Raw genomic sequence first — 22,517 nt, forward strand, 5'->3', positions numbered from 1 at the left:
AGGGCCTCCCCCAACGTTGCTTGACGAACAGGTGGTGCTACATATATCCGCGGTCGATCAATTCGTACAATTCGTCATCACTCCGGTTTTCCGGACTCGTTTCCCCCGTCACCTCCGTGACGTCGGGCGCCTCCGGTTCCAGGAGGGAGAAGATGTGGCCGCCGAGCGATTGCGGAGTGGGATAGGAGAACGCGACAGTGGCCGGGAGCCGCACACCGGCCGCCGTGGCAAGCCGGTTGCGGAGCCGCACGGCCATCGAGGAGTCGAAACCCAGATCCTTGAAAGTTTCGGTCGACCTTGCCGCCAGATCGGCGCCCGTCAGACCCGCGTCCTTGTCGCTCAGCACCACCGCCGTTTCGGCGCATACAAGATCGAGCGCCGATGACTCCGAACTCAGGTCCGCTGCCTTGCTGCCGACGCCGGCGGGCTGGTGAGCACCTGCTCCGATCGCGTGCACGGAGGGGCCCGTATGCGTGGTGCGGGTTTCATCAGGTGCTGTCAGCCAGTAGCGCCGCCGCTGGAAGGCGTACGTCGGCAGGCCGATCCGGCGCGGCCGGTCCGCGGCGAACACCGCTTCCCAGCTCACTGGCACACCCCGCACGTGCAGTTCGGCCAGCGATGTAAGGATCTTGCCCGCACTCCCGTCGTCCTTGTGCAGGGTGCCCACCACCACCGGTGAAGTCGCCAGCGCGTCGGCGGTCTCCTCCATCGCCACCTGGAGCAACGGATGCGGACTGATTTCCACGAACACGCCACCGCGGTCACGCATCAGGCGCTCGACGACCTCGCCGAAGCGCACCGTCGAGCGCAGATTGTCGTACCAGTACGAGGCGTCGAGCTTCCGGGGGTCGAGCTGTCCTCCAGTGACCGTGGAGTGGAACTCCACCGCTGTTTCCCTCGGTGCGACCTCCGCGGCGGCCTTGAGTACCTGATCGCGGATGCGTTCGACCTGGTGGGAGTGGGACGCGTACGCGACCTTGATCCGGCGCACCCGGACACCGTCATCGGCCGCCATCGCGGCGAATTCGCCCAGTGCTTCGAGGTCCCCGGAGATCACCACGGAGGCCGGCCCGTTGACCACGCCCACGGACAGCCGCCCCGACCACGGCCCCAATCGGTCCTCGACCCATGCGAGGGGCGCGGCCACCGCATTCAGCCCGCCCAGGCCGACCAGATCGGTCAGAGCCCTGCTGCGCAGGGCGACAACCCGCGCCGCGTCGTCGAGGGAGAGGGCGCCCGACGCGCACGCCGCGGCGATCTCGCCCTGCGAGTGCCCCACCACCACATCGGGGACCACTCCCAGCGACCGCCACACCCTCGCCAAGGACACCATCATCGCGAACAACGCGGGTTGCACCACGGCGTCCCCGCGCTCCAGCGACGGCGCCGACTCCGCACCGGTCACCAGGTCCACCAGTGACCAGTCCAGCCAGGGCTCCAGAGCACGCGCGCACTCGTCGATGCCGCGCGCGAAGACCTCCGACTCCGCGTACAGCTGTCTTCCCATGCCCAGCCACTGCGACCCCTGGCCGGGGAACACGAAGACGACCGGGCCCAGCGATCCCGCGGCGACGCCGCGAACCACCCGTGCCGCGTCACCGCCCGCCGCCACCAGGTCGAGACCGGTCAGCGCCTCCTCACGGTCGCCGCTCAGTACCACCACCCGGTGCTCGAAAGACGGCCGCGTCGACACCAGCGAATGCCCCACGTCGGCCGTCGACAGCGACGCGTCCGCGGCCACGAGACCCCGCAACCGCGCCGCCTGTTCCCGCAATGCCGACTCCGTACGGGCCGACAGCACCCACGGCACCACCCCGGAAACGACCGCGGAGGGCAAGTCCTCGCCCGTGGAACGGGGTTCCGGCTGCTCCTCGGGAGCCTGTTCGATGAGCACGTGCGCGTTGGTGCCACCCATCCCGACCGACGACACCCCTGCCCGCCGCGGCCGGCCCGGGGAGCTCGGCCAGGGCCGCGGGGCCCGGAGCACGTCGAAGTCCTTCTGGAAGTCAGGAACGGCGGGGTTCGGAGCCCGGAAGTTCCGATTCGGAACCAGGTGAGCGCGGTCCACGCAGAGCACTGCCTTCACGAAGCCGACAATCCCCGCGGCCGGCTCCAGGTGCCCGACGTTCGCCTTCACCGAGCCGATCGTCAGGGTGCGGCTCCGGCCGGTCTGCCGGAACACCTCGCGCAGACCGGACAGCTCAGCCGGATCGCCGAGTCGTGTGCCAGTGCCGTGGGCCTCGACGTAGTCGACACCGTCGAAAGGAACAGCGGCGTGCCGGAGAGCGGACAGTACGGCTGCCGCCTGCCCGCTGGGGCTGGGATCCGGCATCCGGGAGGACGCACCACCGCTGCTGACGCCCCAGCCGCGAACCACCGCGTAGATGTGATCACCATCGGCGACGGCGTGGTCGAGCCGCTTCAGCAGGACGAACGCCCCGCCCTCTCCCCGGATGAAGCCGTTGGCGCGTTCGTCGAAGGGGAAGCAGTGGCCGTCCGGCGACAAGGCGCCCAGATTCGCCAGGCCGAGGCCCGCTTCCGGGTCGACGATCAGGTGCACGCCGCCCGCGACCGCCATGTCGACCGCGCCGCTCCGTATCCGGTCGCAGGTCAGCGCCAACGACACGAGTGACGAGGATTGACCCGAGTCCGCGCAGAAACTCATGCCGCGGAGGTCGAACAGGCTCGATATCCGGTTCGCGACCAACGCGCCGCTGGAGCCGAGCGCGGCGTAGTGGTCATCCTGGTCGCTGCCGGACAGCTTGCGCAGCAGCTCGTACCCGGAGGACGCCGCGCCGACCACGACATCGATCTCGCGGCCCGCGAGTGCGGTCGCCGGAACACGGGCGTCCTCGACCGCCTCCCAGGCGAGTTCCAATCCCAGCCGCTGCACGGGGTCCATGGCGGCCGCCTCCGCCGGAGCCGTACCGAAGAACTCCGCGTCGAACCCGTCGATGGAGTCGAAGAACGAGCCTGAGTTCACGGTGGCGGCGTCCGGGTGGGACGGGTACTTCGAGCCGGCCGCCCGCTGCTGGGGAAACGTTCCGACGGTCGACTTCCCGTCGAGCAGCAAGCGCCAGAACTCACCCAGGTCGCGCACGCCGGGGAAGCGGCACGACATCCCGATGACGGCGATATCGGTGGCTGCGCCACTCATACGTATCCCTTCCGGTTCCCTCGGTGTACGGCTCGTGCGGGCTGCGCTGCTTTCACCGCCAAGAGGTCAGCAACTCCCGTAGCTCTTCCGGCGCGTTCATGAAGTCGTAGTGGCCGCCGTCGACGACCCGGATATCGACCGAGTCCGAGTACTGACGCCACCCCTCGAGGTCGTCGAGGCTCACGTCGGAGTCGTCCCGCCAATGCAGTACGACGATGGGGCACGGCACCGCGACCGGCTCCGCCCGCCGGTACTCACCCGCGGCGGCGTGATCACGGAGCAGCACGGCCATGCCCATGTCGATCATGTCCGGCCTCGGCTGGATCCCCCGGCCGCGGAGGAACGTCTCCAACTCGGTGCGCAGCTCGGACTCCGTCATGGTGAGCATCCGGTCGCGCGAGGCCTCGTGCGGTGCCGGCTGGCCCGACACGAAGAGGCGGTCCGGCAGGGGCAGACCCTGCTCGGCGAGCCGGACCACGGTCTCGAACGCGGGCAGCGCACCCGCGCAGTGCCCGAAGAACGCGAACGGCCGGTCGAGCAGCGGGACCAGTGGCTCGACCAGGCCGGCGGCGAGGTTCTCGTAGGTGCCGTAGTGGGGTTCGGCCATCCGGCTCTCGCGGCCGGGGAACTGCACCGGGCAGACCTCGACGTCGTCGATCGCGGCCGGCCAGGCGCTGAAGGCCGAAGCCCCGGACCCGGAGAAGGGGAAGCAGAAGATCCGGGCGGGGTGGTCGGTGGGTCGCAGCCGGACGAACCACGGCGACGTGGCGGTGGTGAAGCCGGAGGTCATGGCGTCTTTCGTTTCTTGGCGACGATGGGGAGGTGGGTCATACCGGCGATGAAGTACGAGCGCAGGTGCTGCGGTTCGCCATCGAGTTCGATCGATCCGAAGCGCTGGAGCAGTTCTTCGAAGAAGACGCGCAGGGTCAGCCGGGCCAGCGGTGCTCCGATGCAGAAGTGGGGCCCGAACCCGAACGCGATCTGGCGCTTCGCGCCGCTGCGCGTGATGTCGAACTCGTGCGCGTCGATGAACTGGGACTCGTCCCGGTTGGCCGACCCGATCCACGCGACAACCGCCCCGCCGGCCGGGACCGTGCCCCCGCCGATCCGGGTGTCACTCACCGCGTACCGCATGAAGTTACAGGCGGCCGATGTCCAACGCAGTCCTTCCTCGGCGAGGTTCGGGACCAGCGACGGGTCTGCCTGCGCCTTCGCGAACTGCTCGGGCCGCTCGATGAGCGCGTGGACCGTGCCCGAGACGGTGTGCGGCGTCGTCACGTTGGCGCCCAGGAGAATGCTGTAGCCGTCGAGGGCGATTTCCTCGTCGGTCAGCGGCGCGTCCTCCACGCGGACGCTCATGAGGTGGTCGAGCAGGCTCCCGTCCTCGCCTCCGGCCGATCGCCGCCGTTTGACCCACTCGGTGACGTAAGTGACCAGCTCGTGGTGGGAGATGGCCAGCGTCGCGGCTTCACTGCCGTACTGGAAGTGCGGGTCCGAAGGGGCCGTCACCATCGCGGTCAGCTGCACGAGTTCGGCCCAGTCCCGCTCCGGGATCCCCAGAAGCGGGCCCGTGACGATCGCCGGCAGGAGCAGCGCCTGCTCGGCCAGGTCGAAGGTGCCGCCGTCGAGAGCCGGCTCAAGGAAGCGCACGATCGCCTGCCGGATCCGGTCCTCCCAGGGCGCCAAGGCCCGCGCGGTGAGCTTGGCGCCGATCGCCCTGCGGACCTGGGTGTGCCGCGGCGGGTCGGTGGACGTCATCAGCTTGCCGGCGGCGACGTCGTCCACCCCGAGGTGTGTGACCACCGTGCCGCGCTCCGAGGTGAACTCCCGGTGGTCGCCGAGCACCCGGCAGACGTCGTCGTAGCGGGTCACCGACCAGAACTCCCGGCCGTCCGGCAGGACTTGGTGGTGCAGGGGCGCCTTCGCCCGCATCACGTCCCAGATCGGGTGCGGATCGCCCGAGGTGTAGAGGTCCAGGTCGAACAGGTCGACGCGATCGAGGTCGACATCGCGCGCGGGGCCCGGCGTCAACCTCACGTCCGTGTCCTCTCCTGCTCGATCAGCTCGGCGACCCGGGCCGGGGTCTGCGCCAGGTAGAAGGCGCGCACGGACAGCTCGACACCGTAGTCCTGGGACACCCGGTCGATGATCCTTATCCCGATCAGCGAATTGCCGCCGAGCGCGAAGAAGTCGTCGTCCGGCCCGACTTCACGGCCGTCCAGGTACTCCCCCCACAGCGCCGAGATCTCCTCCACGAGTGACACCGGCACACTCGAAGGCGCGGCCTGCCGCTCTGACGCTTCGTCCTGTCCACCTCGCTGGTAAACCTGCGGCGGCAATTCCATTGCCAGCCTTCCCTTCCTCCGCCGGACGGGATCTCCCGCCCACGCCATTGCCGGCCCGGCCCTCGGACCCGTCACCACCAACACGGCTGCTGGGAGCCCTTTCCGCTGTCCCGCCGGCGAGACAAAATCCTTTGAATGGCCGGAACGAGTATCTCGTGAATATCCGCTGCTTACCCGTGCCGCATGGTGTCCGACGCTCACAGGCCGTACGGGAATTGACTCGCGCCGCGGCGTCGCCGCTCCCGAGGTGGAAAGCACCTCTTCTTCACCGGCCCGTCCGGCGGGCCATCGTGAGGCCAAGGTAAATGACCGGAGAAACACAGTGCAAGAGACGACGATACGGGTATCCCGCCGGGCACCGGTTGTCCCGCCGACAGGACAGTAATGCGGAAGCCGGAATCACGGGAAGGTGTACGGCGAAAGGCCCAGCCTCGGCGCCGCCGTCGATCACCTCCGGGAGACGCTGCGGCCGAGCCGGCCCCCTCCCCCGAGGTCCGCGAGCGGGCCACCGATCGTCGGTTCGGCGAACAGGGTCATGGTGTCGCAGCGCCTCGCTCGAATCGCAGGACGGCTGCCGCGAACTGCCCTGGACCGGGCGGGCATTGACTTTTGGTTTTGCTACGTTATTCCTTTCTCTTCCGGGAGCCGCTCCGGAACGGGTTCCTGAATTCTCGAAGTTCCACCGACAGAAGGGAGTTGAAGTGCCGCACGAACAGGCGGAACAGACGACGTACGAACAGCGAAAGGCATCACCCCGGCGTTATCTGATGTGTCGCCCCATATACTTCGACGTCACCTACTCGATCAATCCGTGGATGGACCCGGCCCGCCCCACCTCGACGCAGACCGGACTGGCGCAGTGGAAAGGCCTGTTCGACACCTTCGTCACCCTGGGCCACGACGTACAGCTGATCGAGCCCGTACCGGGACTTCCCGACATGGTCTTCGCCGCGAACGGCGCCCTCGTCGTGGACGGCAAGGCGCTCGTCGCGCGCTTTCGGCATCCTCAGCGCAGGGACGAGTCCGCGGCCTACCTGGAGTGGTTCGGCCGCGGCGGCTGGTCCACGGTCGGGCAGGCGGAGTACGTCAACGAGGGCGAGGGCGACTTCCTCTTCACCGGCGGGGCGATTCTGGCCGGCACCGGCTTCCGCTCCGACCCCCGGGCCCACGACGAGGTGCGCGAATTCTTCGGGCGCCCTGTGATCAGCCTGACCCTCGTCGATCCGCGGTTCTACCACCTCGATACGGCACTGTCCGTGCTCGGGGACGAGCAGATCATGTACTACCCGGAAGCGTTCTCCCTTCAGAGCCGGGCGGAGCTGGCCGAGCGGTTCCCGGACGCGATCCTCGCCGAGGAGGCCGATGCCGCCGTGTTCGGCCTCAACGCGCTGTCGGACGGCTTCAACGTCGTCCTGCCCCAGGCAGCCGTAGGCCTCGCCGCGCGGTTGCGTGAGCGCGGCTACCATCCTGTCGGCGCCGATCTGAACGAGCTGCTGAAGGCCGGAGGCAGCGTCAAGTGCTGCACACTCGAACTCCGGGAGTGAGGCGCACAGCCGCGTGAGGGCGGTGCGGTCCGCGGGCTGTCCCGTCGGCGGGACAGCCGCGCTGAGAGGTGCGAGAGGAACAATGACCATCACACGCCGTTACAAAACCGTCCACAACGCGTGGATTCGGCAGTTCCACGACCCCGGAGCCGACGGCCCGACCCTGGTCTGCTTCCCCCACGCCGGCGGCTCGGCGTCGGCGCATCTTCCCCTCTCCGCGGAGCTGTCCGCCGCGGCCGAGGTACTGATCGCGCAGTACCCCGGCAGGCAGGACCGGCTGGCCGAGCCCGCCGTGGACGATCTCCGGCGAATGGCGGACCACGCCGCGCACGCCCTGCGCCCCTGGCGGAACCGGCCCTTGGCCCTCTTCGGACACAGCATGGGTGCCCTCCTGGCCTACGAGGTGGCGCTGCGGCTCGAACGACACCGGGGGCGCCCGCTCGCAGGGCTGATCGTCTCGGGCCGGGCCGCCCCTTCCGTCCCCTTCGGCCGGAGGGTCCACACCATGGACGACGAGCAGTTCACCGGTCATCTCGCCGGACTCGGAGGCACACCACCCGAGTTGCTCGCCGACAAAGATCTGCTGGCCATGGCGCTTCCCTCGCTGCGTGCCGACTACAAGGCCGTCGAGACCTACCAGGACCACGCAGGCCACAAAGTCGGGTGCCCCATCAGCAGTTACTGCGGGAAGCAGGACGCCGGTGTGCCGCGTGACGGCTTCGGGAAGTGGGCCGAGTACACCACCGGGCGACACAGCGCCCGGCTCTTCGACGGCGGCCACTTCTACCTGCAGACGCGCGAGCGCGAGGTCGGCCGGGCCATCCTCCAGGATCTGACGGCCTTCACCGCACGGGACACAGCGGAAGGCGAACCACGGCCGACTGCCTCGCCGGCCGCCTCCGCCCCCGCCCTCGCGCCGCTTCTCCAACTGCCGCTCCCCCAGCCGTAGAACGCCGGCGTGGCCGACGTGGCGCAGGCGACGCTCGCCGGGCTGGGTCTGAGTCGGGTCGGTAGCTGTGGGGTGTGAGATACGCGCAGGGTAGCGGTTTGACCGACGCCAAGAGGGCTGAGAGTGAACCGCCGGCGGCCGCCTTGTACGGCGCGGGCCGGGCAGTGCATCGCGGCCACGAACGCGGCGTTCAACCCGCTTCACAGAGTTCATTCCGTTGAGAAAACCTCAGTGCAGCGAAATGCAATCGAGAGGCGAAAGAAAGCGAATGAATCCTCATCGCAATATAGGAGATCCGGGCTGCACCGTCAAGAGATTCGCATTGCCGCGGAGTGCTTTACCGCTGTCGCACACCGAGGCGTGCCATCTGCCTGGAATTTACCCCGAAACGGACGAAATTCTGCAGTCCGTGCGGTATCGCCGGCCCTCTTTGGCTGCTCCTGGCGGCTCTTGACTGGCCTCAGAGGCCATGCCAGCATGAAATTGCGTCTTGAATTCACGGGCACGGCGCGTAGCGGAATGAAAAACGGATGGCGCCCGAGGTCGATGCATGAATAGCCGGTGCGCCACACCTCTTCAATTTCTTGGTACGGCCGACGGGTGTGATGTTCCGGCCGGGGAGCCAGAAAGGCCAGACCTTGACGAGTATCGTGCGCAGCGGCCCCCTGACGCTGGCTCAGCAACGCACCTGGCTGCGCTCGTACTGGCGAGGTCAGGGAGAGCTCTTCGCGACCTGGTCCAAATGGTGGGAGATGCCCCCGGGCCTGTCCACGGACGGCGTCATCAGGGCGCTGACCGTACTCGCCGAGCGGCACGAGATTCTGCGTACCGTCTTCGTCATGGGCCCGGACGGGCTTCCGGTGCAGATCGTTTTCGGCCATGAGACGTTCCGACCGCCGGTGTCCTTGAGCAGGGTGTCCGAGCTCGATGCGTTCCGGCGGGCCCAGGAGGAAGGGCCCATGATCGCGGGGGTGGACCGGGTGGGGCCGCTGTGGGCTGTCCGGCTGTTCACCGAGGGCCCCGAGGTCCGCTGCCTGAACCTGGTGTTCGACCACATCGTCAGCGACGGCACCGGACTGGCGAACTGGCAGCAGCAACTGCTGGACCTGGCACATGGCGGCGACACCCCGGCACCGCTCACCCAGCCGCTTGACCGGGCCCTGGCCGAGCTCCGGCAGTCCGGCCGCCCCCCGTCACCCGGCCGCAGGGGCCCCGACGTGGCCGTCCGTACACCTCAGATACCCGCTCCCCTGCCCTCCGCCGGAGAGCCGGGCCCCGAACGGTTCCTGCTGTCGTCCACCACGTACGAGGACCTGCTCCCCGTGGTGGACCGCATCTGCGCGGGGGGCCCGGCCACCCGGCCGATGGTGTTCCTGTTCGCCGTCGCCTGGCTGCTCAGCCGGTACCACGGTCAGCGCACCATGCTGTTCGCGAACTATGTGTCCAACCGGACGCAGCAGGACCACGGGATCGAATGCCAGATGCGGCCCATGGAAATCCCACTGGCGATCGAGGACGACGCCTCCTTCGAGGACGCCCTGCACGGCCTGTGCACAGGGATGCTGCGCGCCTACGAGGAGGACCTACGGCACGGCCCCGTCGCACCGGAGGAGCGGGCCCAGACCTTGGCTGAGCGCGGCGTGGGCTTCGTGATGCCGCCCTGCTTCAACTACCAGGGGGTGTCCCGGGGCGCCGGCGCCGCCGGACCAGCCGGGTCCACGGGCCGGATCGCCGCCCGCAGCGACACCTGGGAGGTGAACGGGCGGCCGTGGCTCTTCATGGTCTACGTCTATGTGCGGGGCGACACGGTCGTGCTGGACCTGGACGTGGACGCCGCGATGCTGCCGCGGCGTGTTGCGCACTCCTTCGCCGATGTCCTGCCCGACCTGCTGCAGTTCATGGCCGACCGGCCCACGGCCCGGGTCGGCGACGCCGATGTGCTGCTGCCGCCGGACCTCGGCATGGTGACAGACAGTTGGTGGACCGGCGGGAACTGGGTAGCGCCCGACACCCTCCGGCGGGTTCTGGAGGGCGCACCGGGCGTGCGCGCGGCGCGGGTGTGCGTCGAGGCCGGCGAGCTGCTGGCCCGGGTGGCACTGACACCCGGCACCCCGCTCACCGACGTCCACGACCATGTGTGCGGCATGCTCCACGACCACCTGGACGTGGCGGCACCGCAGCGTTACGTACCGGAGGACGACGCGTCGGGATGGTGGCCGCCGGAGGTTCCCGCGGAGGGCTGGCGACCGCCCCCAAAACCGTCGCCGATGGCTCCGGTCACCCGGGCGGAACAGGAGCTGTGCGAGGCGATCCGCGAGACGCACGGCCATGAGGTCGACAGCGTGGCACAGACCTACGTGGCCGCGGGTGGCCGCGTCATCCTTGGCCCCGCGGTCGTCGAGGCACTGGCCAGACGGGGCCTCGTAGGCCTCAGATCACACCACCTGAACTCCGCCTGCACGCTGCGCGGCGCCGCCCGCGGCCTTGCGCCCCGCAACGGCCCGCACCTCGACGGCGCCAGCTATTTGGACTGAACGCCCCCTGTAGCACCCCCGCGACAGCCCTGGGGCTACCCGGCTCGCCCGGGACCCCACTCACTCAGGAGGCGGAGCCGGTGGTCGAGCCGGATCCGTCACAGTGGACGAAAATGATCAAGTCAGAGAAGATCGCGATTTATGTCGATAGTGAGTTCGCCTGGCAGGACTCGAAGACCACCGAGGGGGTCCTGCGGTACCGGGGCGAGCATGTCGTCTGCATCATCGACAGCCGCACCAGCGGCCAGGACCCGGCGGCCGTCCTCCGCGCGAAGCTGTCCGCCCGGGTGCCCATCGTGCCCGACCTGGCGGCCGCCCTGGCTTACGGACCGGACACGCTGCTGCTGGGCCTCGAACCCATGCATTCCGAGCTTCCCCCGAAACTCCGGGAGGCCGTCCGCACGGCCGTGGGACACGGCCTCCACGTGATCAGCGGCCTCCACTACTTCCTCGGCAACGACCCCGAGCTTTCCGCTCTCGCCGCGGCGAAGGGGGTCGCCCTGTGGGATGTGCGCAAGCCGCCCGAGGGCGCGCGCTCGGCCCGGTATCTGCCGCGCCGGCCCGGGACCAACGTGGTCCTGACGGTCGGCAGCGACACATACGTCGGCAAGATGACCACCACACTGGAGATGCATCGCACGGCGCAACTCCGCGGGGTCGGTTCCGAGTTCGTCGCCACGGGACAGATCGGCATAATGATCGCTCATTCCGGCATTCCCGCGGACGCCATCAGGAGCGACTTCCTCAACGGCTACATGGACGAGGCGGTGCGCAGCGCCTCGGAACGCAGTGACTGGGTCTTCGTCGAGGGCCAGGCCGCACTGAACAGCCCCATAGCCACAGGGCTCACCCTGGGACTGCTGCACGGCGCGCTTCCCGACTTCATGGTCCTGTGCCACCGCGTTGCCGACTCCCACGTCCGGCATTACGACAACTGCCGTATCCCGCCGCTGACCGAACTGGTGGAGATGAACGAGACAGCCGTGAACTGGCTGCACCACGGACGCAGCAGCCGGGTCGTCGCGATCTCTCTCAACACCGCAGGGCTCGACGACGCCGAGGCGCGGAAGACCATCGACAGGACGGGCTGGGAGACCGGGCTCCCCGTGACGGACGTCGTGCGCTTCGGCGCAGGCCCGCTGCTCGACGCCCTCCCGGGTTTCCCGGGCGGCACCCGCCCGGGGGCCGGGGACCAAGCGTCTCAGTGAACGGATCCGACGACGGAGGCCTGGATGGACAGCGAGGCGGGACCGGTGCTGATCACCGATCACAGTTCGATGGAAGGAAGCCGGGAGTATCTGGTCGACGCGGTCAAGCACTGCACCGGGAGATCTCCCGTACTCGTCGACGCCCAGAACTTCTTCCCCGGTGGCGGAGGTCGCGTGGAGAGCGCGCCGAAGGGATTGAGCATCACCACGCCACTGGCCGAGGGGCCGGTGATGGCCTCCGTCGTCATCGTTTATGAGATACCGCCTGAGAGGCGGCGGGACTTCGAGGACGTGCAGCACGTGCTGCACCGGCAGGCCGCATGGCCGCTGGCCACCGCTCCGGAGCGTTGGCGTGCGGCCACCGAGAAGGACCTGATGGTGGACAGGTTCACACGGCACGGCATTCCTTACGCGGAGACCGTCGTACTCGACGGGCCCGGTGATGCGGAGGCACTCGACGCCTTCCGGCGGCTCGGCGGGAACGTATGGGCCCGGCCTGCGGTCGGCATGGGCGGTGCGGACGTCTTCCACATCACCTCGACGTCCCAGCTCCGCCGCGCGGCCGCGTACTACGGCGACGCGGAACGGAAATGGCTGATGGCGCGTGACGCCCTCAACTTCAACGCGCGGGGAAAGCGGCACCAGTTCCGCATCATCGTCCTGAACGGCACCGTGCTCCAGGTCTGTGAGCACGTCCAGGACGACCCGGACGCCCCCTGCAACGAATCACAGGGGGCAGCCGTGGAGCCGCTGGCGACCGACGCATGGCCGGACGGACTCTGCCGGCTGGCCGTCGCCTCCGCGAAGGCCATGGGGCTGCCGTTCACCGGTGTCGATCTGGCCCCGGAAGGCGGCGGTGTCGTCTTCGAGGCCAACGTGCACCCCGCGTTCTCCCCCGGATCGTTTGAGGAGACCACGGCACTCCCCTATGTACGGGCACACCTGGCGGGGCAGCGGAGGTAGCGGACGCGGGGGGGGGGGGGGGGGGGGCGCCCGCCCCCCCCCCCCCCCCCCCCCCCCCCCCCCCCCCCCCAGCCCGCCGCCGCCCCCCCCCCCCCCCCGGGCGGCCCGGCCCCACCCCCCCGCCCCAACCCGCCCCCCCCCGGGGGGGGGGCCCCCCGGGGGGGGGCGGGGGGGGGGGGGGGGGGGGGGGGGGCGGGGGGGCCCCCCCCCCCCCCCCCGCGTCAACTGCCGGCGGCCGGCTCCCCGACGGGCATGGTGGACAGTTCCCCTGTGCCCTGCCACGAGTTCCACAGGGCGGCGTACGGGCCGGACGCGGCGAGCAGCTCCTGATGGGACCCCGTCTCCACGACCCGGCCCTCCGCCATCACGATCACCCGGTCCGCGTCATGGGCGGTGTGCAGCCGGTGGGCGATCGAGATCACCGTGCGGCCGGCCAGCAGCGCGGCGAGCGAGCGCTCCAGGTTCCTCGCCACCTTGGGGTTGAGCAGCGACGTCGCCTCGTCGAGTACCAGGGTGTGTGGGTCGCTGAGCACCAGCCGGGCCAGCGACACCTGCTGCGCCTCGGCGGGGGAGATCTCCCGAGTGCCGCTGCCCAGCCGGGTGTCGAGGCCCAGATCGGACACCCAGTTCCAGGCGCCGACCGCCTCCAGGCACTCCCGCAGCTCGTCGTCGCCCGCGGACGGCTTGGCAAGGAGCAGATTGTCCCGGACCGACCCCTTGAAGAAGTGGTAGTCCTGCGTCACCAGCGCGATCTCCGAGCGCAGTTCGGCACGGGGGATGTCGCTCAGCGGCACGCCACCGAGCGAGACGGTGCCCGTGCGCGGTATGTCGATCCCGGCGAGCAGCCGGCCCAGCGTGGTCTTGCCGGCACCCGACGGGCCGACGACGGCGATCCGCTCTCCCTCGCCCACCATGAAACTCACGTCGTGCAGGACGTCGTGGTCCGCCGTGTACCCGTAGCAGACCCCCCGCACCTCGATGTCCCGCGAGGCGGCGGCCGGAACACGGCGCGGCCCGGACGGCCCGCGCGCCCCCTCGGACCGCTCCTGCGCGACGCCCAGCAGACGGGCCACGGACGCACCGGCGAGCTGGAGCTTGTCCTGGTTGTAGAGCAGCACGTCGATGAGGCCCGCGAGCTGCTGGGTGTAGAGGGTCGCGGCGGTGATCCCGGCCAACGACACCAAGCCGTGCTCGTAGAACAGCCCGCCGAGGACGACGGTGGCGACCGTGGGAATGGCGATGGCCGTGTCGGTGACCGGCAGGAACACGGACCTCAGATGCAGCGTGTATCTCTCGGCGGCGTACGCGATCCCGATGTCCTCACGGAGCCGCCGGGCGCGCCAGGAGCCAAGGCCCAGGGACTCGACGGTCCTCGCACCCGCGCTCGTCTCGCCCAGGGACTCGGTCGCCTTGGCATACGACGCCCGCTCACGGAGGTAGCCGTCCCGCGCCCGGGACAGGTACCAGCGGGCGATCGGCCACAGGACCGGCACCGCCAGCAGGCACGGGAAGATCATCACCCAGCCCACAAGCAGCAGGGCCCCGATCATCACCACCATGGTGGTGAGCGTGACCAGCGTGCTCGGCACGTTCACCCGGGCGGCCTGGGCGAGTACGTCGACGTCCCGCGTGGAGCGGTTGACAAGGTCGCCGGCCCCGGCGCTCTCGACCGTGGCCAGCGGCAGGTCGAGGACGTCACGTACGAAGTCCTCCCGCAGCTCGGCGACGACCTTCTCGGCCAGCCGGGATGTGAAGTAGGTGGCCAGGCCCAGCGTGAGGGCCTGCAGCAGCAGGAAGGCGATGATCAGCAGCGCCATCACCGTGACCCGGTCGACCCCGTCCTGCACCTGCTCCACCAGGCGGCCCAGCAGCCAGGGCGTGACGAGCGCGCACGCCGCTGTCAGGGCCTGCATGGCCAGCGCCAGGGCCAGCTCTTTCGGGTGCTTGAGCACGACTCTGCGGGCGTAGCTGCGCACTGTCTTCCGCGACGCAACGGGCAGCGCGGTCACGCCAGATCAACTCCTCTTGTCACCAGCGACTCGTAGCGCGTGTTCCTCAGCAGGGTCTCGTGCGTGCCGGAGGCGGTCACCTTGCGGTCCTCCACGTACCAGACCCGGTCGGCGACGCCCAGGACGGCCGGGCTGGTGGTGAACACCACTGTCGTCCGGCCCGTGCGCCGGTCCCGCAGCTGCTGCGCCACCTTCGCCTCGGTCACCCCGTCCAGGGCGCTGGTCGGCTCGATCATGACCAGGATCTCCGGATCGGCGAGCAGCGCCCGGACCAGCCGCAGCCGCTGGCGCTCGCCGCCCGAGAAGTTCCCGCCGCCGGCCTGCAGTTCGCTCTCCAGGCCCGTCGGCAGGACGTCGATGATCTCCAGCGCGGACGCGGTCGCTACGGCGTCCCGTACCTGCTCCTGCGAAGCCCGGCGGGTGGGATCCAGTTCGTGGCCGAGGACTCCCGCGAAGAGGTAGTCGTCGTTGCGCACGATCAGCACACGCTCGCGTACGGCTGCCAGGGACAGGTCCGCCAGCGGGGTGCCGTCGGCGGTGGCCGCGGAGTCGACGTACCGTCCCAGCCGGTCGCCGAGGGCCGCGGCGTCGGACGGGGCGGCGCAGGCCACCGCGTGGAACGTGCCGGAGGGAAAGGCGAGGCCTGACTCCGGGTCCGCCAGCTCGGCCCCGGCCGCGGGCTCCCGGCCCTCCTGACCGTCCGGCAGGTTCCGCTCCAGCGTCAGGAACGTACGGACCCGGTCGGCGGAGACCCTGCCCTGGTTCAGGTGATCGACCGAGTCGGTGATCCAGCGCAGTGGGGTGGTGAGGAAGACGGTGTACCCGTAAAAGGCGACCAGCTCGCCGACCTGCAGCTGGCCGGACAGCACCAGGCGTGCGGCGAGCCAGACCACGGCCAGCGAGAACACGCCGGTGAGCACGGTCCGCACACCGGCGACACCGCCCTGCACCCGCGCCACGTCGGTCGCTATCACCCGGGCGCGCTGCGACTCGGTCCTGAAGAGCTGTGCGTAGTGCTCCTCGCCGCCGACACCGCGCAGCACCCGCAGTCCGCCCGCGATGTCGACCGCGATCTCCGACAGGGCGCCCTGCTGTGCACGCGCCTCCCGCAACCTGCGCCTCACGGGCAGCAGGATCTTGGTGAGCAGCCAGACGATCAGCGGGGTGCCGAGCAGCACGATCAGCCCGAGCTGCCAGGCGGAGGTCAGCATGATGACGGCGACGACGACCACGCCGACGATGGCTCCGGCGCCCCGGGAGGTCGCCGCCAGCGCGGAGCCGATCGGCGTGATGTCGCCGACCCCGATGTTCATCACCTCGCCCGCGGAGGTCCGCTCGCGCAGGGTCGCGCCGAGACGGGCCGCGTGCCGGTTGACCAGCTGCATCGTCCGGAAGGAGGCGCGCATGGTGTTCGCCCAGTCGCAGCGCTCCTGGAGCGTGGTCGTCGCCGCCTGGAGCACAACGACGGCGAACATCACCGCGCCCCAGGTCAGCAACGCCTTCTGGCTGTGGCCGAGGATGCCCCTGTCGATGATGAGACCGGTCACGAGCGGCACGCAGGAACGCGCCAGCATGGTGACGATCCCGTAGAACACGCCGAGAGCGATCGGAGTACGCAGATCCTTCGCAAGTCCCAGAAGGAAACGGTGTGGGGAACTACAGTCCGGTATTTCCTCACCGGAGGGAAGATCTCGCATGGGCCACCAAGAAACTTCGTTGTAAGAGGTTTTATGCCCGCGAGCCCGCCTGGCCCCCGCGCCCTATCGCCACGCGGCATAATATCGTTGCAGCGCCGCCCGCTTATGGTCGTTCATGGTCACCAGGAACTCCGCCGGAGGGGTAAATTCCGCATCGAGTTCCTGGGCCCTCGTCCGGTATTTCTCGGTCAGCGCTTCCTCGATGATTGCGGTCCACTCGCCGGTGATGCTCCATTTGCGCTCGTATCCGGTGGCCACCATGTGGGCCACCGCGTTGGCCACGACCTCGTCGCGGGTTCCGGGGGCGAGCGGGGCGCGTACCGGGGCGAAGTCGGCGAGTTCGGTGACCGTTCCGGTGCCCTTCTCGATGAGGTCCGCCATTTCCCTGGCGAGCAGCGGCGACTGGTGCAGGCCGTCGCGGTAAGTGCCGCTCGCCAGCCACAGCCCGTCCACTCCGGTGGCCCCGAACAGGGGGTAGCCGTCGGCGGGGATGGGCCGGTTGCCGACCTGGGGGGCCACCAGGGCGGCATCCTCCAGACCGGTGTGGAGTTGGTCGATGGCGCAGTCGACCAGGAACTTGAGGTCCTTGAGGTCGGGGTGCTCACGCGGGGTGTCGGAGATGATGTTCGTCGCGCCGAGGTAGAGCAACCCGTCGCCGCGCGGCACACAGTGCAGGCCGCAGGCGAGCGCACGGTTCGGCGTCCGCAGAACCGAACGGGGCAGCGAACGGTCCTGGGTGCGCACCAGCGCGGAGACGCCATATCCGCTCACCATCGGCGGGATCCTGCGGTGCACGTCCTCCAGGCCGGCGAGCAGACCCACCGAGTGCGCGCCGGCGGCCACGATCACATGCCGTGCGGTGAGCGTCCCGCCGTCGGCGAGCACCACGCCCGTCACGCGGTCGCCGTCGGTCACGAGCGTGGTGACGTGTTCCTCGACGATCCGGCCCTTCGCCTTGATGAAGGCCGCGTCCAGCTTCTGGAAGAGGCGGGTGGTGTTGACGGCGTGCTCGCGGGGCATGAAAAGCGCCTGAAGGGGGCGGAACAGCTCGTTCGGCCGCATCCAGTCGATGCTTTCCGCATCGACCAGTTCGTACGGTTCGTCGTACTGGGTCAGAGCCGACTGGATGACGGCGAAATTGGTCGTGTCGATCGCCGACGTGCCGACGGAATTCAGGAAGACGAAGGTGCCGTCCGCGGTGACGAGGCCGGTTTCGTCACCGGAATACGACGAGAGCTCGTCGAGCCAGCCGGTCCAGAGCTCCCGGGCCTGGCGGTCCAGGGAGAGTTTCGAGCGCCCGTGCTCCGTGGCCATCAGGGGCTCCGTCACCTCCCCGAAGCAGCCGAGCATCGCACCGGCAGCCGTGGAGGCCGCGTGCCGCCGGGCTCCGCCCCCGACCCGGGCCACATCGGTCCCCCGGCGGGCGAGTTCGAAGGCGATGGACGATCCCAGTGCGCCGTTCCCGACGACAATCACGTCATGACTGCTCGGCATTCCCACTCCTCGACTCGCATGGCTGGCTGACAGAACGAAATCTGACGGAACGAAAGTTGGTGGTACGGGAACCTCGCGGCGCCGGGTGCTCAGCCCCGCGCCAGGACGTCGACCGGGTCGTTCTCGGTCCCCTGCGGCCTGAGGTCCTCGGGGTCGGCGTAGTCCCGGACCCGGCGGATGAGCGTCGTGCTGTTCTGCCCGAACCGGTGCGGCTCACGGAGATTGGTGATCTCCAGCTTCCCGCCGTCCGGACCGGCGAGCGACTTCGCGTACTCAAGGATCGCGCGGCCCTGGGGATAGGTCATCAGATAGTGGATGGCGAGCACCCCGCCGGCCGGATTGATCAACTGCCAGTACTGTCGCAGGAAGGCAAGGGTGTCCCAGGTGTCGATCCACGCGAAGTCCACCAGCCCGAGGCGCTCACGCACCTGCTCGGCCGCCTCGCGCAGATCAGCCTCGATCACCGACGTGACGCCGGTGAGCCCGCGCTCGTCGAGGACGTCGAGGACCCGCGTCGCCGAGGACGTCGGGTCCGTCATGCGATCGATGCAGACCAGCTGGGGCCGGTAGGGCTCGTCGTAGTACGCGCGGTGCGCCATCGGCTGGGTCTCGGCGCCCCGCGGGTCGTCGAGCAGTGCCTTCTCCGACTCGTACGCCTCGGCGTTGTCCACCAGGGCTTGGGCCAGGAACGGAGTCGTGTAGCCCATGCCCACTTCGAGGACGCTCTGCGGGCGGGTGGTGCGGATGAGCCAGTACAGGAGGTTCGCGGTGGCGTCCGTGCCCATTTCCGGGACGATCAGCCCGGAGACGGCGCGCATGAACCCGTCATCGATCATGTGCTACTCGAACTCCCGTCTTGCAACGATGTGTTGGCCGGTTTGCGCACGTGACCCTAATGGCCCGGGCGCCGCAGGGGTAGGGACGGGGGTGGCATCAGGAGACGGAGGTCCGGCGCGGTGCGCGCTGGGCCGTGCGCAGTTCCTCGGCCATGGCGAGGCAGCTCTCCGCACAGGCGAGCAGGAGCCGGCCGATGGTGTCGGCGCGGTGGGCGGGCAGGTGGTGCAGGATCTGGTCGTGCTGCTGGTCGACACGGGTGCACGACTCGAACATCCGCAGCAGCGTGCGGCCCGACTCGCTGAACCGCAGCGACGGATCCCGGCGCAGCACGTCGAAGAGCGCCGCCAGGCTCTCGGAACCCGCCGCGTCCTGCTCGCCGCCGCGCATCCGGGGCGGCAGCGGGTCGTCGCCCTGCGCGATGCGGGACCTGACGTCCGCCGCGGTCGACGGCGAGATGGCGGCGCGGCGTGCCACCTCACGGACCGTGTACCCGGGGTTGTCCAGGAACAGCTCGGCCGCCCGCCGTCTGCCCTCCGAGCCGTCGACCGGTCGGCTCCTGCCGTCCAGCCCGATGGTGGCGGCCGTGCCGGGCGTCCCGGTACGGCGGCGGATCTCCGCGACCCGGTGCGGCGAGACGCCCGCCACGGCCGCGATGGCCCGGTTCGACCAGCCGGGGTGCAGGGCGGCGATCTGCTGCGCTGCCTCGTGGCGTTCGCCGGCGTTGAGCGGCAGGCCGTGCTTCACGTTGGCCGCCACCGCGAGCAGGAACGCGTCGTGCTCCGTCCCGTCGAAGAACCTGGCCTCGACGGTCCCCCGGCCGTTGAGGACCGCCGCACGCATCCGGTGCAGGCCATCGATGATCTTCAAGGTCGGCCGGTGCACCAGGATCGGCGGGATGTCGGCGCCCGCGTCGGCGAGCCGCCGGGTATGGATGACGTCCTCGGCCTGCGCGCGCACCGACAGCGAGCCGCCGAGCCGGGCGATGGGCACCGCCTGGGCCGGAAGCCGGTCGACCCTCTCGAACAGCGTCGCGACGTACTCGGATCCGGTCGGGTCGGGTTTCTCCGCTGGCACGGCCGTTCCCACGATGCGTTCTCCCCTGCGTGGTCTGATGCGGTCGGTGGCACTGATGGTCGGTGGCAATGAGCAGGCGTGGCTGGACGGACAGGACTGAGAGGGCTGAGGAGTACGGGACTACCGGGCGGGCCCGTAAACGGTGTCCGACTGAGCGGCGCGCGCAGTTGGACACGCGGCCCGCGCCGACCCTCGCTCACCAGATGACCGGGAGCCGGTGCAGGCGGTAGACGCCCATGTCACCACCGAGGGGGACCTCGTCGGCGGGGACGGCGAGGGACAGGGCCGGGAGGCGGCGGAAGAGCGCGGGCAGGGCGACCGCCAGTTCCAGGCGGGCCAGGTTCTGGCCCAGGCACTGGTGGACGCCGTATCCGAAGGCCAGGTGGGTGGAGGTCCGGCGGCCAAGGTCCAGGCGGTCGGGGTCCCCGAAGACCCGCGGGTCGCGGTTGGCGGCGGGCAGGGACACGGTGACCGCCTCACCGGCCCTCAGCAGCCGACCGGCCAGCTCCACGTCCTCCAGCGGGGTGCGCGGCACCCCGAAGTGGAAGACGGTGAGATAGCGCAGCAGTTCCTCGATGGCGTTGCCGGTGCCATCAGGGCCCGAGGCGGCGGCGACGAACCGGTTCAGTTGTTCCGGGTGGGACAACAGCGCGAAGACGGACAGGCTCAGCATGCTCGACGTCGTCTCGTGCCCCGCGGTCAGCAGCAGGGTGCCGATACCTGCGGTCTCCTCGGGGTCCGTGCCGCCCGCGGCGAGTTCGGCGAGCAGACCGTCCCGGGGGGAGTCCGGGCCGCCCTTCGCCAGGCGGCGCAGCAGCACGTACAGCTTGTCCATCGCCCCGGCTGCCTCGTCCGCCGTGGAGGAGAGGCTGAACAGGACCTCCGTGTGGTGCTGGAAGAGGGCACGCTCCGCGTAGGGTACGCCGAGCAGTTCGCAGATCATCACGGTCGGGACCGGCAGGCAGAAGTGCTCCACCAGGTCGACGGGGCCGCCGCGGTGCTCCAGGCCGTCCAGCAACTCCGTGACGAGGGCTTCGATCCGTGGACGCAGGTCCCGTATCCGGCGCAGCGTGAAACGGCCCATGAGCATCCGGCGCAGCCGGGTGTGCCCGGGGGCGTCCATGTCGACCATCCAGCCGGGCAGCGCCGGCACGCCGTAGAACGGCTCGATGCTGGGCCGGGACACAGGCGGACGCTTGAACTCCGAGCGGGCGCTGAAGCGCCGGTCGGCCAGGACGGCGCGGGCCAGCTCATGGCCGGTGACCAGCCAGCCCACATGCCCGTCCGGATAGCGGAGCCTGCGGAGTGGTTCCTCCGTGATGCGGGCGGTCAGCTCCCTGGGCGGGTCGAACGGCGAGGTGCGGACGGTGGGGTGGCCGGCCGCGCCTGTCGCTGGGCACTCTCCGGTCTCGGTCATGTGCCGATTTCTCCTTCCAGGAAGGCAACCAGCCGCCGCACTCCCTCGTCGATCCGGTCGAGGGTGAGGTAGCTGCATGACAGGCGCAGCTGCCGTTCGCCCGCGCCGTCCAGGTAGAACTGCGCCATCGGAGTCCACAGAACCCCGTACTTCTGCGCCGACACCTCCAGCAGTGCGGTGTCGGCGGGGACCGGCAGCCGCATGCGGACGAAGAAGCCGCCGGCCGGCCGGTTCCAGGTGACGTCCGCGTGCGGACGGTCCCCGAGATGCTGGTCGAGAGCACTGGTCAGATGAGTCAGGTTGCGCTGGTAGAGCGCGCACTTGCGGCGGCTCAGCGCGGCCAGGGAGCCGCCGTGCTGCAGGAGCAGCCCGCCGATCACCGCCTGACTCACCGGTGAGGTGTTCACGGTCACCACGGTCTTGAGCGTGGCGAGCTCGACGGCCAGCGGGCGGGCCGCGTGGTCCCTGGTGACCGGCTGGTCGGCGACCACATAGCCGACCCGGGCGCCGGGGAAGGCGATCTTGGCGAAGGTGCCGATGTGCACCACGCGCCGGTCGGTGTCCCGCGCCTTCAGCGGCGGCTGTGCGTCGGGGGAGGTGAATCCGTAGGTGTTGTCCTCGATGACCAGGAAGTCCTCCTGTCCGGCGAGGTCGAGGAGCCTGCGGCGGCACTCCGGCGAGAGGGTCGTCCCCCCCGGGTTGGAGAAGTCCGGGGCCACGTACAGGGCACGCACCCGGCGTCCGTCGCTCCGGGCCGCGCGGCAGGCGGCGGCCAGTGCGTCGAGGTCGATGCCGTCCGGGGCCTCGTCGATGCTCACCAGGCCGATGCCGAGCAGCCGGGCCGCACCGGTCATGCCGACGAAGCAGGGGTTGGCGACCGCCAGCACGTCGTGGTCCGAAGCGAACAGGGCACGCAGCGTCAGCAGCATGCCCTCCTGCGCCCCGACGGTGATGACCAGGCTGTCCGGCGGGACGTCGATCCCGTGGTCGCGCCGGAGTGCGTCGGCGACGATGCCGTTGATGAGCCCCTGGGCGGGCCCGTACTCGTACACCAGGCGCCGGGCACGCTCCGGGCTGGTGCCCTGGTGCACCTGGTGCTCGATGAATCGCCCGATGCAGGCGGCGAGGTCGATGCCCTCCAGGGTGTCCGGGTGGGGTGCGCCGGGCGCGAAGGAGACGGCGTCCGGGTAGCGGCCCATCACCTGGTTGAGGAAGTCCAGTGAGCCCAGGAGCGGGTCGCTCAGGGAGCCGTGCAGGTCGGTGACGTCGAACACGGCAGCCGTCCGCCT

16 protein-coding genes are annotated in these 22,517 nt (G+C 69.9%); 5 read left to right on the forward strand and 11 right to left on the reverse strand.

Features of this window, described 5'->3' with window-relative positions:
• Positions 1 to 37 precede the first annotated feature (37 nt).
• From ACIBBB_RS25460 to ACIBBB_RS25475, 4 genes are read right to left on the reverse strand one after another with little or no spacing between them, the layout of a single operon-like run.
• Complete coding sequence (locus tag ACIBBB_RS25460; protein ID WP_398985765.1) at positions 38 to 3,157, reverse strand: type I polyketide synthase; 3,120 nt, start codon at positions 3,155 to 3,157, stop codon at positions 38 to 40.
• A 52-nt stretch (positions 3,158 to 3,209) separates the two neighbouring features.
• Positions 3,210 to 3,947, reverse strand: coding sequence for a thioesterase II family protein (locus ACIBBB_RS25465; protein ID WP_398985767.1), 738 nt, complete (start codon positions 3,945 to 3,947; stop codon positions 3,210 to 3,212).
• The gene (locus tag ACIBBB_RS25470; RefSeq protein WP_398985769.1) at positions 3,944 to 5,194 is read right to left on the reverse strand and encodes a cytochrome P450; all 1,251 of its coding nucleotides are present in this window, start codon (positions 5,192 to 5,194) and stop codon (positions 3,944 to 3,946) included. Before ACIBBB_RS25470 ends, ACIBBB_RS25465 begins: the two co-directional genes overlap by 4 nt.
• Positions 5,191 to 5,421: a phosphopantetheine-binding protein gene (locus tag ACIBBB_RS25475; protein WP_398985771.1), complete on the reverse strand. Its 231-nt coding sequence runs from the start codon at positions 5,419 to 5,421 to the stop codon at positions 5,191 to 5,193. Before ACIBBB_RS25475 ends, ACIBBB_RS25470 begins: the two co-directional genes overlap by 4 nt.
• Positions 5,422 to 6,203: 782 nt before the next feature.
• Between ACIBBB_RS25475 and ddaH the strand changes: the two genes are divergently transcribed.
• From ddaH to ACIBBB_RS25500, 5 genes are all read left to right on the forward strand, one after another.
• Positions 6,204 to 7,046, forward strand: a complete 843-nt coding sequence (ddaH, locus tag ACIBBB_RS25480) for a dimethylargininase (protein ID WP_398985773.1) — start codon at positions 6,204 to 6,206, stop codon at positions 7,044 to 7,046.
• Positions 7,047 to 7,128: 82 nt separating this feature from the next.
• Positions 7,129 to 7,995, forward strand: coding sequence for a thioesterase II family protein (locus ACIBBB_RS25485; protein WP_398985775.1), 867 nt, complete (start codon positions 7,129 to 7,131; stop codon positions 7,993 to 7,995).
• A gap of 638 nt (positions 7,996 to 8,633) precedes the next feature.
• On the forward strand, positions 8,634 to 10,529 hold the full coding sequence (locus tag ACIBBB_RS25490) for a condensation domain-containing protein (protein WP_398985777.1): 1,896 nt from the start codon (positions 8,634 to 8,636) through the stop codon (positions 10,527 to 10,529).
• 113 nt (positions 10,530 to 10,642) lie between these two features.
• Positions 10,643 to 11,737, forward strand: coding sequence for a DUF1611 domain-containing protein (locus tag ACIBBB_RS25495; RefSeq protein ID WP_398985779.1), 1,095 nt, complete (start codon positions 10,643 to 10,645; stop codon positions 11,735 to 11,737).
• Between the two features lie 24 nt (positions 11,738 to 11,761).
• Positions 11,762 to 12,700: a RimK family alpha-L-glutamate ligase gene (locus ACIBBB_RS25500; protein WP_398985781.1), complete on the forward strand. Its 939-nt coding sequence runs from the start codon at positions 11,762 to 11,764 to the stop codon at positions 12,698 to 12,700.
• A 221-nt stretch (positions 12,701 to 12,921) separates the two neighbouring features.
• Here the strand turns inward: ACIBBB_RS25500 and ACIBBB_RS25505 are convergent, their stop codons facing one another.
• From ACIBBB_RS25505 to ACIBBB_RS25535, 7 genes are all read right to left on the reverse strand, one after another.
• On the reverse strand, positions 12,922 to 14,709 hold the full coding sequence (locus ACIBBB_RS25505; RefSeq protein WP_398985782.1) for an ABC transporter ATP-binding protein: 1,788 nt from the start codon (positions 14,707 to 14,709) through the stop codon (positions 12,922 to 12,924).
• Positions 14,706 to 16,304: an ABC transporter transmembrane domain-containing protein gene (locus ACIBBB_RS25510; RefSeq protein ID WP_398985784.1), complete on the reverse strand. Its 1,599-nt coding sequence runs from the start codon at positions 16,302 to 16,304 to the stop codon at positions 14,706 to 14,708. Before ACIBBB_RS25510 ends, ACIBBB_RS25505 begins: the two co-directional genes overlap by 4 nt.
• A 165-nt stretch (positions 16,305 to 16,469) precedes the next feature.
• Positions 16,470 to 17,900, reverse strand: a complete 1,431-nt coding sequence (locus tag ACIBBB_RS25515) for an NAD(P)/FAD-dependent oxidoreductase (RefSeq protein WP_398985786.1) — start codon at positions 17,898 to 17,900, stop codon at positions 16,470 to 16,472.
• An 89-nt stretch (positions 17,901 to 17,989) separates the two neighbouring features.
• Positions 17,990 to 18,736, reverse strand: coding sequence for a class I SAM-dependent methyltransferase (locus ACIBBB_RS25520; RefSeq protein ID WP_398985788.1), 747 nt, complete (start codon positions 18,734 to 18,736; stop codon positions 17,990 to 17,992).
• Positions 18,737 to 18,833: 97 nt separating this feature from the next.
• The gene (locus ACIBBB_RS25525; protein ID WP_398985790.1) at positions 18,834 to 19,811 is read right to left on the reverse strand and encodes a transcriptional regulator; all 978 of its coding nucleotides are present in this window, start codon (positions 19,809 to 19,811) and stop codon (positions 18,834 to 18,836) included.
• Positions 19,812 to 20,007: 196 nt separating this feature from the next.
• Positions 20,008 to 21,228, reverse strand: coding sequence for a cytochrome P450 (locus tag ACIBBB_RS25530; protein WP_398985792.1), 1,221 nt, complete (start codon positions 21,226 to 21,228; stop codon positions 20,008 to 20,010).
• Entirely contained in the window at positions 21,225 to 22,502 is a 1,278-nt protein-coding gene (locus ACIBBB_RS25535; protein WP_398985794.1) for a PLP-dependent aminotransferase family protein, read from the reverse strand. Before ACIBBB_RS25535 ends, ACIBBB_RS25530 begins: the two co-directional genes overlap by 4 nt.
• Between the last annotated feature and the right edge of the window lie 15 nt (positions 22,503 to 22,517).

Origin of the sequence: Streptomyces sp. NPDC051217 (genome assembly GCF_044455465.1) — a bacterium.
Taxonomy (GTDB): Bacteria; Actinomycetota; Actinomycetes; order Streptomycetales; family Streptomycetaceae; genus Streptomyces.